This is a genomic window from Pseudomonas sp. TE21394 (genome assembly GCF_054057835.1).
Window position 1 is genome coordinate 2372293 of sequence record NZ_JBSRZR010000001.1, and the last position, 12445, is coordinate 2384737.

At 64.9% G+C, this 12445-nt stretch carries 14 protein-coding genes; 4 read left to right on the plus strand and 10 right to left on the minus strand.

Annotation, left to right across the window (positions count from 1 at the left end; translation table 11 throughout):
- Window positions 1-25: 25 nt before the first annotated feature.
- The 10 genes from ACVWZT_RS10970 to gshB form a co-directional block, all read right to left on the minus strand.
- The gene (locus ACVWZT_RS10970) at window positions 26-403 is read right to left on the minus strand and encodes a gamma-butyrobetaine hydroxylase-like domain-containing protein (protein WP_085621741.1); all 378 of its coding nucleotides are present in this window, start codon (window positions 401-403) and stop codon (window positions 26-28) included.
- 196 nt (window positions 404-599) lie between these two features.
- Window positions 600-1943 carry an ATP-dependent protease ATPase subunit HslU gene (gene hslU, locus ACVWZT_RS10975; protein WP_457469308.1) on the minus strand — a complete coding sequence of 448 codons (1344 nt, stop codon included), beginning with the start codon at window positions 1941-1943 and terminating at the stop codon, window positions 600-602.
- Between the two features lie 73 nt (window positions 1944-2016).
- The gene (hslV, locus tag ACVWZT_RS10980; RefSeq protein ID WP_025340909.1) at window positions 2017-2547 is read right to left on the minus strand and encodes an ATP-dependent protease subunit HslV; all 531 of its coding nucleotides are present in this window, start codon (window positions 2545-2547) and stop codon (window positions 2017-2019) included.
- A 246-nt stretch (window positions 2548-2793) separates the two neighbouring features.
- The gene (locus ACVWZT_RS10985; RefSeq protein ID WP_457469310.1) at window positions 2794-4065 is read right to left on the minus strand and encodes a dihydroorotase; all 1272 of its coding nucleotides are present in this window, start codon (window positions 4063-4065) and stop codon (window positions 2794-2796) included.
- Entirely contained in the window at window positions 4062-5066 is a 1005-nt protein-coding gene (locus ACVWZT_RS10990) for an aspartate carbamoyltransferase catalytic subunit (protein WP_457469311.1), read from the minus strand. The genes ACVWZT_RS10985 and ACVWZT_RS10990 overlap by 4 nt, the downstream gene beginning before the upstream one ends.
- A 13-nt stretch (window positions 5067-5079) precedes the next feature.
- Window positions 5080-5598 (minus strand): bifunctional pyr operon transcriptional regulator/uracil phosphoribosyltransferase PyrR, encoded by a 519-nt coding sequence (gene pyrR / locus ACVWZT_RS10995; RefSeq protein WP_296235155.1) that lies wholly within the window; start codon window positions 5596-5598, stop codon window positions 5080-5082.
- Between the two features lie 49 nt (window positions 5599-5647).
- The gene (gene ruvX / locus ACVWZT_RS11000; protein ID WP_296235156.1) at window positions 5648-6085 is read right to left on the minus strand and encodes a Holliday junction resolvase RuvX; all 438 of its coding nucleotides are present in this window, start codon (window positions 6083-6085) and stop codon (window positions 5648-5650) included.
- Window positions 6085-6654, minus strand: a complete 570-nt coding sequence (locus tag ACVWZT_RS11005) for a YqgE/AlgH family protein (RefSeq protein ID WP_296235157.1) — start codon at window positions 6652-6654, stop codon at window positions 6085-6087. The genes ruvX and ACVWZT_RS11005 overlap by 1 nt, the downstream gene beginning before the upstream one ends.
- A 138-nt stretch (window positions 6655-6792) precedes the next feature.
- Window positions 6793-7698 (minus strand): energy transducer TonB, encoded by a 906-nt coding sequence (locus tag ACVWZT_RS11010; RefSeq protein WP_296235158.1) that lies wholly within the window; start codon window positions 7696-7698, stop codon window positions 6793-6795.
- Between the two features lie 91 nt (window positions 7699-7789).
- Window positions 7790-8743, minus strand: a complete 954-nt coding sequence (gene gshB, locus ACVWZT_RS11015) for a glutathione synthase (RefSeq protein ID WP_457469312.1) — start codon at window positions 8741-8743, stop codon at window positions 7790-7792.
- 231 nt (window positions 8744-8974) lie between these two features.
- Here gshB and ACVWZT_RS11020 point away from each other — a divergent pair, with 231 nt between their 5' ends.
- Genes ACVWZT_RS11020 through ACVWZT_RS11035 form a run of 4 tightly spaced genes read left to right on the plus strand, consistent with a single transcriptional unit; the run spans window position 8975 to window position 12436 of the window.
- Window positions 8975-9376 (plus strand): response regulator, encoded by a 402-nt coding sequence (locus ACVWZT_RS11020; protein ID WP_457469314.1) that lies wholly within the window; start codon window positions 8975-8977, stop codon window positions 9374-9376.
- 47 nt (window positions 9377-9423) lie between these two features.
- The gene (gene pilH / locus ACVWZT_RS11025) at window positions 9424-9789 is read left to right on the plus strand and encodes a twitching motility response regulator PilH (protein ID WP_296235161.1); all 366 of its coding nucleotides are present in this window, start codon (window positions 9424-9426) and stop codon (window positions 9787-9789) included.
- Window positions 9786-10340, plus strand: coding sequence for a chemotaxis protein CheW (locus ACVWZT_RS11030; RefSeq protein WP_296235162.1), 555 nt, complete (start codon window positions 9786-9788; stop codon window positions 10338-10340). Before pilH ends, ACVWZT_RS11030 begins: the two co-directional genes overlap by 4 nt.
- Before the next feature lie 47 nt (window positions 10341-10387).
- Window positions 10388-12436: a methyl-accepting chemotaxis protein gene (locus tag ACVWZT_RS11035; protein WP_296235184.1), complete on the plus strand. Its 2049-nt coding sequence runs from the start codon at window positions 10388-10390 to the stop codon at window positions 12434-12436.
- Window positions 12437-12445: the final 9 nt, after the last annotated feature.

Sequence of the window (12445 nt, forward strand, 5' to 3'; positions counted from 1 at the left end):
CGCTCTAAACGCTGAGGGCCTTGCGCTAGAGCATGAGTTTCACCACCGATTCGGCGGGGTCACGGGATTTACCGGCCTTGTGCAGCTCGTCGAGGTACTCGGCCCACAGCTGCTCCTGGCGCAGGCACAGCTGTTCGAGGTATTCCCAGGTGAACAGCCCGCTGTCATGGCCATCATCGAAGACCAGTTTCAGTGCATATTGGCCGGCAGGTTCCAGGCCGCTGAGGCCGACGTTGATCTTGCCGAACTGCAGGATGGGGTTGCCGTGGCCCTGGACCTCGGCGGAGGGGGAGTGTACGCGCAGGAATTCCGCGGGCAGGTGGTAGACCTCGCCGGGGGCGTAGGTGAGGCTGAGGGTTTTCGAGGCTTTGTGCAGGTTGATGGCGGTGGGCAGGCGGGCCATGGGCGGAATCTCTCGGGAGCTGATGGTGCAAGCTTCCAGCTTATGGAGGAGGGATTCAAGGGACATTGGGGCTGCTACGCAGCCCTTTCGCGGCACAAGGCCGCTTCCACAAGTTCAGCGCTGCATTGGAGGGCAACGCTGTACCTGTGGGAGCGGCCTTGTGCCGCGATGGGCCGCAGAGCGGCCCCCTGCGGTCTTACAGGATGTAACGCGACAGGTCTTCGTTCTGCGCCAGTTCACCCAGGTGGCTGTTCACATACGCTGCGTCGATCTGGATCGGCGCTTCGTCATGGGTGCTGGCCAGGTCGCCGGCACTGAACGACACCTCTTCGAGCAAGCGCTCGAGCAGGGTGTGCAGGCGGCGGGCGCCGATGTTCTCGGTCTTCTCGTTGACCTGGTAGGCGATCTCGGCCAGGCGCTTGATGCCGTCCCCCAGGAACTCGATGTTCAGCCCTTCGGTCTTGAGCAGGGCTTGGTACTGTTCGGTCAACGACGCGTGCGGTTCCTGCAGGATGCGCTCGAAGTCTTCCGGGGTCAGGGCCTTGAGTTCCACGCGGATCGGCAGGCGCCCTTGCAGCTCGGGCACCAGGTCGCTCGGCTTGCTCAGGTGGAACGCACCCGAGGCAATGAACAGGATATGGTCAGTCTTGACCATGCCCAGCTTGGTGTTGACGGTGCAGCCTTCGATCAGTGGCAGCAGGTCGCGCTGCACGCCTTCGCGGGACACGTCGGCGCCGCCAACGTTGCCACGCTTGGCAACCTTGTCGATTTCGTCGATGAACACGATGCCGTGCTGCTCGACCGCTTCCAGGGCCTTGGCCTTGAGTTCTTCCTCGTTGACCAGACGGCTCGCTTCTTCATCGCGAACCATCTTCAGCGCCTCCTTGACCTTCAGCTTGCGTGCCTTGCGCTTGCCTTTGCCCATGTTGGCGAACAGGCTCTGCAACTGGTTGGTCATTTCTTCCATGCCGGGTGGTGCGGCAATTTCGACGCCCACGGCATCGGCCACTTCGATCTCGATTTCCTTGTCGTCCAGCTGGCCTTCGCGCAGGCGCTTGCGGAACAGCTGGCGGGTGTTGGAATCGGTGCTGGTCTGCGCGGCTTCCTCAGCGAAGCTGCTGACCCGCGCCTGCGGCAACAGGGCGTCGAGAATGCGGTCCTCGGCGGCGTCTTCGGCGCGGTGACGCACGCGGATGATTTCCTGCTCACGGAGCATTTTCAGCGCGGCATCGGCAAGGTCGCGGATGATCGACTCGACATCGCGGCCGACGTAGCCTACTTCGGTGAACTTGGTGGCTTCGACCTTGAGGAACGGCGCGTTTGCCAGCTTGGCCAGACGGCGGGCAATTTCGGTCTTGCCAACGCCGGTAGGGCCGATCATCAGGATGTTCTTGGGTGTTACCTCGGCACGCAGTTCGGCGGGGAGCTGCATGCGCCGCCAGCGGTTGCGCAGGGCAATGGCCACGGCGCGCTTGGCGTCGTCCTGGCCGATGATGTGGCGGTTGAGTTCGTGGACGATCTCGCGGGGGGTCATGGACATGATCAATAGGGCCCTTGGGCGGATGAATCAGCGTGGAAAAATCCCGCTCGCAGCGGGACGCCAGAACAACTGATTACTCGGCCAGGTCCTGCTCCTCGATGGTCAGGTTGTGGTTGGTGAATACGCAGATGTCGCCAGCGATGTTCAGGGCGGTCTCGGCGATTTCCCGGGCGGAAAGGTCGGTCTTGTTCAGCAGGGCGCGTGCAGCGGCCTGGGCGTACGCACCGCCGGAACCCATGGCGATCAGGCCGTCTTCCGGTTCGACCACGTCGCCGTTGCCGGTGATGATCAGCGAAGCATCCTTGTTGGCTACCGCCAGCATGGCTTCCAGGCGGCTCAGGGAACGGTCTGTACGCCATTCCTTGGCCAGTTCGACGGCAGCACGGACGAGGTGCCCCTGGTGTTTTTCCAGCTGGCCTTCGAAGCGCTCGAAAAGGGTGAAAGCATCGGCGGTCGCGCCGGCGAAGCCCGCGATGACCTGGCCGTGGTACAGGCGGCGCACTTTCTTGGCGTTGCCTTTCATCACGGTGTTGCCGAGGGATACCTGGCCGTCGCCGCCCATGACGACTTTGCCGTTACGGCGGACAGAAACGATGGTGGTCAAGGGGAGAGTCTCCACGCAGCGGGGCGAAAGTGCCTGATGCAGACTCATATGGGGATGGGGGGAAGGATTTCAACCGCAGGGGATGAATGGTCGGCTCGCTCTGCAAGCCTGACGCGGTCGATGTAGCAGCGGCCTTGTGTCGGGAAAGGGCCGCGCAGCGGCCCCAGCAATTCATGCACGATGTAGAAATCCTGGGGCCGAATCGCGACACGAGGCCGCCTCTGCACAAAGCCGATGTGCGTTTTGTCAGGCCTCGTGGCAAACGTGCCCGTCGACCAAGGTATAACGCACTGCACTCGGCAGGCAGTGGCCGATGAACGGGCAGTTCTCGCCACGTGAGAACCACTGCTCACCAGCCACGGTCGAGGCTTGCGGGTCGAACAGCACCAGGTCGGCGGCGCCGCCCGCCTTCAGCTCACCGGCCGGCAGGCGCAGGGCTGCCGCCGGGCCGCTGCTCAGGCGGGCAAGCAGGGTTGGCAGGTCGAGCAGGCCGTCCTGTACCAAGGTCATGGCCAGCGGCAGCAGCAGCTCGACGCTACTGATGCCCGGCTCGGTGGCACCGAACGGGGCCAGCTTGGCGTCGCGCTCGTGCGGCTGGTGATGGCTGGCAATCGCCTGGATCACCCCCGCCTTCACTGCCTCGCGCAGGCCGTCACGGTCGGCGGCGGTGCGCAACGGCGGCTGCACGTGGTACAGGCTGGAGAATTCACGCAGCGATTCGTCGGTGAGGATCAGCTGATACAGCGCGACGTCGGCAGTGACCGGCAGGCCCAAAGCCTGGGCCTGGGCGATCAGCCGTGCGCCGCGGGCACTGGTGATCTGGGTGAAGTGCGCACGTACGCCCGTCTGTTCCACCAGCAGCAGGTTGCGCGCCAGCGCCACGGTCTCGGCGGTTTCCGGGATGCCCGGCAAGCCGAGGAAGCTGGCCATGGGGCCTTCGTGGGCCAGGCCACCCTGGGCCAGGTCGCGATCCTGGGAGTGGAACACCACGGTCAGGTCGAAGGTGGCGGCGTATTCCAGGGCGCGCGCCAGGGTACGGTTGTTGGGGATTTCCTTCAGGCCGTTGCCGAAAGCCACGCAGCCGGTATCGCGCAGGGCCACCAACTCCGCCAGCTGCTCGCCTTCCAGGCCCTTGGTCAGCGCACCGATCGGGTAGACCTTGCTGTTGGCGGCCTCGCGGGCACGGTCAAGGATGAGCTCGGCCACCGCCGAGGTGTCCAGCACCGGCCTGGTCTGCGGCGGGCAGCACAGGCTGGTCACGCCGCCGGCCACGGCGGCGCGGGTTTCACTGGCGATGTTGCCCTTGCGGCTGTAGCCCGGCTCGCGCAGCGACACGCCGAGATCCACCAGGCCTGGTGCGGCGACCAGGCCGGCGGCGTGGATCGTGCGGCTGGCGCTGAACCCGGCCGGGGCGGCGCCGATGGCGGCGATGCGGCCGCCGTCGAGGTGCAGGTCGGTGACCTGGTCGAGGCCACTGTTCGGGTCGATGACCCGGGCGCCAAGAATACTGACGGTCACTGGGCGTTCTCCTGGTCGAATTGACGTTGCGCGTTCTGCCCGCTCATGGCCATGGACAGCACGGCCATGCGCACGGCGATACCGTAGGTGACCTGGTTGAGGATCACCGAATGCTTGCCGTCGGCCACCGCCGACTCGATCTCCACGCCGCGGTTGATCGGGCCGGGGTGCATGACGATGGCGTCGGGCTTGGCACCGGCCAGGCGCGCGGTGGTCAGGCCGAACAGGCGGTAGAACTCGCCTTCGCTGGGTAGCAGGCCGCCGGCCATGCGCTCACGCTGCAGGCGCAGCATGATCACCACGTCGACGTCTTTCAGGCCTTCGGCGAGGTCGGTGTAGACCTTCACCCCGTACTGCTCGATACCGACCGGAATCAGGGTTTTCGGGCCTACCACGCGAATGTCCGGGCAGCCCAGCGCTTTCAGCGCGAGCATGTCGGAGCGGGCTACGCGCGAGTGCAGGATGTCACCGACGATGGCCACCGACAGGTTCTCGAAGCTGCCCTTGTGGCGACGAATGGTGAGCATGTCGAGCATGCCCTGGGTCGGGTGCGCATGGCGGCCATCACCGCCGTTGATCACCGCAACCTCAGGGCACACGTGCTCGGCGATGAAGTGCGCGGCGCCGGAGTCGGAGTGGCGTACCACGAACATGTCGGCGGCCATGGCTTCGAGGTTGCGCAGGGTGTCGAACAGGGTCTCGCCCTTGCTGGTCGAGGAAGTCGACACGTTCAGGCTGATCACGTCGGCCGACAGGCGCTGGGCTGCCAGTTCGAAGGTGGTTCGGGTACGGGTCGAGTTTTCAAAGAACACGTTGCATACGGTCTTGCCGCGCAGCAACGGGACTTTCTTGACGGCCCGGGCACCAACTTCCAGGAAGGAGTCGGCGGTGTCGAGGATCTCGGTGAGCAGTTCGCGGGGCAAACCGTCGAGCGAGAGGAAGTGGCGCAGCTGGCCCTGGTCATTGAGCTGCAGCGGGCGCTTGGCGTCGATTGGCGTCATCGCGGGGGGACTCTTAAAGGGCGGAAGCGTTGGCGAGGTCCTGGCGCTCGAGGGCGAGCGGTGCGGGTCCGGTCAATTTTACCCGTTCATGGGCGGCCAGCGACAGGGTGGCGCCAAGCACATTCGGGCGGATTGGCAGTTCGCCGGCATCCAGGTCCAGCAGGCAGACCAGGGTGACGCTGGCCGGGCGGCCGTAATCGAACAGTTCATTGAGTGCGGCACGGACCGTGCGGCCGCTCATCAGCACGTCATCCACCAGTATCAGGTGCTGGCCCTCGACTTCGAACGGCAGCTCGGATGGGCGCACCTGCGGGTGCAGGCCGTTCTGGCTGAAGTCGTCGCGGTAGAACGAGACGTCCAGGGTGCCCAGGGGGCTGGTGTCGCCCATGGCTTCCTGCAGGGCCTGGGCGACCCAGACGCCGCCAGTGCGGATACCGATATAGCGCGGTTCGGTAATTGCCCGGCGGGCCAGGTGGGCGCGAAGGTCGACAGCCATCTGCCGGATCAGCTCGGCGGGATTGGGTAGGCTCATTGCGGGCTCCTCGGAAGGGTGCGCCGGGCGGGGCCGGCGGCAAAGATGATCAGGTGTTGGCCTCCAGCCAGCCTTGCAGCAACAAGGCGGCGGCAATGGCATCGACCGGGTTGTCACGGTAGCTGCCGCGCTGGCCGCCACGCGCCATGCGCTCGCCTTTGGCCTCGAAGGTGGTCAGGCGCTCGTCGTGGGTGTGTACCGGCAGGTTGAAACGGCCGTTCAGGCGGCGAGCGAACTTTTCGGCGCGGGCGCTCATTTCGCTGGGGGTGCCATCCATGTTCAGCGGCAGGCCGACGATGATGGCGTCAGGCTTCCATTCGGCAATCAGCTTCTCGACCTGAGCCCAGTCCGGCACACCGTTCTGCGCCTTCAAGGTGCACAGCTCGCGGGCCTGGCCGGTAACCACCTGGCCTACGGCCACGCCGATCTGCTTGCTGCCGTAGTCGAAGCCCAGCAGCAGGCGGGGTTCGGTTTGCAATTCGGCCATCAGGCGTGGCCCGCCTGGCTGGTGAGCAGGTTCAGGTTGATGCCCAGGCTGGCGGCTGCGGCTTCCAGGCGCAGGTCGCTGTCCAGGCCGAAGATGATTTCCGGGTCGAACGGGCAGTTGAGCCAGGCATTGTCGGCAAGCTCGGCTTCCAGCTGGCCCGCTTCCCAACCGGCATAGCCCAGGGTGATCAGGCTCTTCTGCGGCCCCACACCTTCGGCGATGGCGAACAGCACGTCCTGCGAAGTGGACAGTGACAGGCCCTGCAGTTCTACGGTGGCCTGGTAGCTGCATTCGCTGCTATGCAGCACGAAGCCACGGTCGGTCTGCACCGGGCCACCCTGGTAGATCGGCACCTGCAGGGTGCTGGCTGGTGGTGCTTCGTCCGGGCGCAACTGTTCGAGGATGTCGGCCAGGTTGAGTTCCTGTGGCCGGTTCACCACCAGGCCCATGGCACCATGGGCATTGTGCTCGACGATGTAGGTGAGGGTCTGGGCGAAGTTCGGATCGGCCATGTGCGGCATGGCGATCAGGAACTGATGCTTGAGGTAGCTCGGCGTGAGGGTTTTCATGGGGGATAGTGTGGCGCCAGGTGGCGGGGCTGACAAGGTGGGGATTTGTGTCATCTGTTTGGTGGCTTTGTTCAGGATTCTAGCGCCTGTGAGATCGAGCGCCGCCACATATCGAAAGCCCTTCACCCAGGGCTAATCTCAATTACTGGACAAACGGTCCCCACGGGCAAAGCGCCAGGTGCGGATGATCTCCAGCCGGTCAAATTCGGCCAGGTCCCCGGTAAACGGCGCAAACGGCGCCGCCAGCCGCACGATGCGCTGCGCCGCCTGGTCGAGCACCGGCTGCCCGGACGATTCCAGCACCAGCACCTCGTACAACGAGCCATCACGGTTGATCGACACCATCATCCGCAGGTTGCCGTAGATCTGCTGCCGACGCGCCTCCTCGGGGTAGTTGAGGTTGCCTACCCGTTCGACCTTCTTGCGCCACTCTTCCTTGTACCAGGCACCTTTGTCACGCATGGTCGATGCCGCATTCAGGCGGTGGATGCGGGGGCGCTTGGCGTACATCTGCTGTTCATTCGACAGTTCGGCTTCGAGGCTGGCGATCTGGCTCGATAGCTGCGAACTGTCGAACTCCGGGGTGGCGGCCGCAGGTTTGGGTTGTGGCTTGCTTTCCTTGGGCTTGGGCTCGACCTTCTGGGCTTTCGGCGCCTTGGTCGCCACGGCGGATTTTTCCGGCGCGGGTGGTGGCTTCACTTCGGGCCTGGCCGCAGGCGGCGGGGTGACCTTGTTGATCTTGCTGTCCTGGAACGGCGCCACCTCGGTGGTGGTGGGTACTGCTTTCTTGTCCAGGGTGCCGCTACCCTGCTGGTTGTCCTGAGCCTGGAAATCGGCCTTTTCCGGCTGCTTTTCGCTCTTGAAAGTGGCCAGGGTGATGTCCATGGTCTGGCGGATTTCCGCCGGCTTGACCACGGTGAAACCCACGCCAAGGATCAGTGCCAGATGCACCAGGGCAGCCAGGAACAGGGTAAAGCCAAGCCTGTCCACCGGGCGAACGCGCGGTGGCAGCAAGTCGGCGGGGATGTCGGCAGGCAGCGTCATCAGGTATCCAGCAACCGCAGGGCGGGGCAGCAGCTCAGTCGAAAAGGACCGGCATCATACCCCACTCCGCGTATTTGCTCCGCGTCGGCGGTCAGCGCGCCTTGAGCTTGCGATCAATGGCATCCATCAGCTGGCCGCCAATATCGGTGTTGTAGGCTGCGTCGATCTCGCGAATGCAGGTGGGGCTGGTGACGTTGATTTCGGTGAGGTAGTCGCCGATCACGTCGAGGCCGACGAACAGCAGGCCCTTCTCGCGCAGGGCCGGGCCGACTTGGGCGGCGATCCAGCGGTCACGTTCGGTCAGAGGGCGCGCCTCGCCACGGCCGCCGGCGGCCAGGTTGCCACGGGTCTCGCCGCTGGCCGGGATTCGCGCCAGGCAGTAATCGACCGGCTCGCCGTCAATCATCAGGATGCGCTTGTCGCCGTCCTTGATCTGCGGCAGGTATTCCTGGGCCATGATCTGCTGGTTGCCATGCTGGGTCAGCGTTTCGAGGATGACCGACAGGTTGGGGTCGTCCTTGCGGTGGCGGAACACCGAGGCGCCGCCCATGCCGTCCAGCGGCTTGAGGATCACGTCACCACGGCTGTCGGCGAACTCGCGCAGAATATCCGCGCGGCGGCTGACCAGGGTCGGTGCCATGCACTGCGGGAACTGCGTGGCGAACAGTTTTTCGTTGCAGTCGCGCAGGCTCTGCGGGCGGTTGACCACCAGCACGCCTTCGCGCTCGGCCTGCTCCAGCAGGTAGGTGCTGTAGACGAACTCCATGTCGAAGGGCGGGTCCTTGCGCATGAGGATCACGTCCAGTTCGGCCAACGCACTGTCCTGCTCCTCGCCCAGCTCGAACCAGCGTGCCGGGTCGGCGAACACTTTCAGCGGGCGCATCTGCCCGCGGGCCTGGCCGGCACCCAGGTACAGGTCGCGCTGTTCCATGTAGAACAGGCTCCAGCCGCGCGCCTGGGCGGCCAGCAGCATGGCCAGCGAGCTGTCCTTCTTGTAGGAGATGGACGCGATGGGGTCCATGACAATGCCGAGGCGAACGCTCATGGGGTGGTTCCTCTTGGCGGCGTGCGGCCGCGGTGGATCGAAAGTAAAGTGGCTCAGGGTGGCGCCGTGAACGCCGCTGGTCAAGGGGCGCGGCAGATGGAACGGGCACCCGGAGTGTGCTAAAAATGCCACTCATAGCGCTGTACAACAGGCCTTTGCGGCTGCTGCGCAGCCCGATCGCGACGCAGCGGCCCTACGATTTCGGCATTATCAGCGACGGTAGCCCAACAGATGGACCAACCCCTGAAGGTGATGGTGATCGACGATTCGCGCACGATCCGCCGCACCGCGCAGATGTTGCTCGGTGAAGCGGGCTGCGAGGTGATTACCGCCAGCGATGGCTTCGATGCCCTGGCCAAGATCGTCGACCACAAGCCGAGCATCATCTTCGTCGATGTGCTGATGCCGCGCCTGGACGGCTACCAGACCTGTGCCGTGATCAAGCACAACAGTGCCTTCAAGGACACCCCGGTCATTCTGCTGTCATCACGCGATGGCCTGTTCGACAAGGCCCGTGGCCGGGTGGTCGGGTCCGACCAGTTCCTGACCAAACCGTTCAGCAAGGAAGAGCTGCTCGATGCGATCCGTGCCCACGTGCCCGGTTTTGCCGCAACCCAACAACACGCACCCTGACCGCGCCTCGCCATGGCACGGTCTTTCTTTCCTGATGGGGAAACAGCATGGCCCGAGTTCTGATTGTCGACGACTCGCCGACAGAGATGTACCGATTGACCGGATGGCTGGAAAAGCACGGCTTCCAGGTGCTCAAGGCCAGCAACGGTGCCGATGGCGTGGCCCTGGCCCGGCAGGACAAGCCAGACGCGGTGCTGATGGACATCGTCATGCCCGGCATGAACGGCTTCCAGGCTACCCGGCAGCTCAGCAAGGACCCGGAAACCAGCGCCATTCCGGTGATCGTGGTTACCACCAAGGACCAGGAAACCGACCGGGTATGGGCCACGCGCCAGGGCGCCCGTGACTTCCTGACCAAACCGGTGGAAGAAGACGCCTTGATCGCCAAGCTCAAAGAGGTGCTGGGGGCTTGACCACCCGCCCGCAGGGCGCGTCGCTGACGGCCTTCGAATTGTTGCTGGACATCGACCGGCGCTGTCGCCTGCTGGTCGCCGACCAGCCGCCGCAGGACAGCCGCCTGCAACAGTGGAGCGGCATCGGCTTCCGCATTGCCGGGCAGTGGTTCGTGGCGCCCATGGGCGAGGTCGCCGAGGTGCTGCGCGAACCGCGCAGCAGCCGCGTTCCCGGTGTGCAGCCCTGGGTCTGCGGGGTGGCCAACCTGCGTGGCCGGCTGCTGCCGGTGATGGACCTGAGCAGCTTCTTTGGCCTGGGCCAGGCCGCCCCGGGCAAGCAGCGGCGGGTGCTGGTGCTGGACCACGAGGACCTGTTCGTCGGCCTGCTGGTGGATGAGGTGCTGGGCCTGCAGCACTTTGCCCTGGACAGCCTGCAGCTGGCGCCGCCGCAGCCGCTGATTCGCGCCGCTGCACCCTTCGTGCAGGGGCACTTCCCGCGTGAACGCAACTGGGCAATCTTCAGCCCCTTCGCCCTGGCCCAGGCGCCGGGCTTTCTCGATGTGGCGTTATAGGACCTGCGAACGTGAACAAGCCTGCCCCACCTGTCACCGCTACTACCGTGACCCCACGTACCCGCAGCATCGCGCAGATCACCATACTGTTCCTGATCCTGATCCTGTCGATCATCCTGCTGTTCGCCAACTTTGCCTACCTCAATACCCAGTCCAACTACGACAAGCAGTACATCGGCCATGCCGGCGAACTGCGGGTGCTGTCGCAACGTATCGCCAAGAACGCGACTGAGGCCGCCACGGGCAAGGCGCTGGCGTTCAAGCTGTTATCGGATTCGCGCAACGATTTCGAACGGCGCTGGGGTTACCTGCGCGAAGGTGACAAGTCCACCGGCCTGCCACCGGCGCCGCCAGCGGTGCGTGACGAGATGGAAGCGGTACGCCGTGACTGGGAGAACCTGCGCAGGAACACCGACACCATCCTGGCCAGCGAACAGACCGTGCTGTCGCTGCACCAGGTGGCGGCGACCCTGGCCGAGACCGTGCCGCAGTTGCAGGTGGAATACGAAAAGGTGGTCGAGATCCTGCTGCAGAGCGGAGCCCCGGCCAGCCAGGTGGCGGTGGCCCAGCGCCAGCTGTTGCTGGCCGAACGCATTCTCGGCTCGGTCAACACTGTATTGGCCGGCGACGACACGGCCGCCCAGGCGGCCGACGCCTTTGGCCGCGATGCCGGGCGCTTCGGCCAGGTGCTGGAGGGCATGCTCAACGGCAATGCGGCGATCCAGGTGACCCGCGTCGAGGATGCCGACGCCCGGGCGCGCCTGGCCGAAATCGCCGAACTGTTCCAGTTCGTCGCCGGCTCCGTCGACGAGATCCTCGAGACCTCGCCCGAGCTGTTCCGCGTACGCGAAGCCGCGGGCAACCTCTTCAGCCTGTCGCAAACCCTGCTCGACGAGGCCTCGCACCTGGCCAACGGCTTCGAGAACCTGGCCGGCGGGCGTACCCTCGACACCGTTGGCGGCTACATCCTCGGCCTGCTGGCGCTGGCCTCGATCATCCTCATCGGCCTGGTCATGGTGCGCACCACCAACCGCCAGCTGCGCGAGACGGCTGAAAAGAACGAACGCAACCAGCAGGCGATCATGCGTCTGCTCGATGAAATCGAAGAACTGGCCGACGGCGACCTGACGGTGACCGTGTCGGTGACCGAAGACTTTACCGGCGCCATTGCCGATTCGATCAACTATTCAGTGGACCAGTTGCGCGATCTGGTCGCCACCATCAACCACAGTGCCATGCAGGTCGCTGCGGCCGTGCAGGACACGCAGAACACCGCTCGCCAGCTGGCCAAGGCCTCCGAACACCAGGCCGAACAGATCAGTGAAGCCTCCGAGGCGGTCGGTGACATGGTCGAGTCGATCGACCGGGTCTCGGCCCACGCCTACGAGTCGGCCAAGGTGGCTGAGCGTTCGGTGGCGATTGCCAACAAGGGCAACGAGGTGGTCCATAACACCATCAACGGCATGGACAACATTCGCGAGCAGATTCAGGACACCGCCAAGCGGATCAAGCGCCTGGGCGAGTCCTCCCAGGAAATCGGCGATATCGTCAGCCTGATCGACGACATTGCCGACCAGACCAACATTCTTGCCTTGAACGCAGCGATCCAGGCCTCGCTGGCCGGTGAAGCCGGCCGGGGTTTTGCCGTGGTCGCCGATGAAGTACAGCGCCTGGCCGAGCGCTCATCGTCGGCCACCCGGCAGATCGAGGCCTTGGTGCGCACCATCCAGGCCGACACCAACGAGGCGGTGATCTCCATGGAGCAGACTACCGCCGAAGTGGTACGCGGTGCGCGCCTGGCCCAGGACGCGGGCGTTGCCCTGGCGGAGATCGAAGGGGTATCGCAAAACCTCGCCGACCTTATCCACAGCATTTCCGACGCCGCCCAGCTGCAGACCTCGTCGGCCGGGCAGATTTCCCACACCATGGCGGTGATCCAGCAGATCACCGCACAAACCTCCGCCGGCTCCAGCGCCACTGCCGACAGCATTCGCCACTTGGCCCGCATGGCCAGCGAGATGCGCCGCTCGGTGTCCGGGTTCACCCTGCCGCCACCTGCAGAGCCGATGAAGGGCTCTGGTGACGCGCCGCGCTGAGGAATGCCA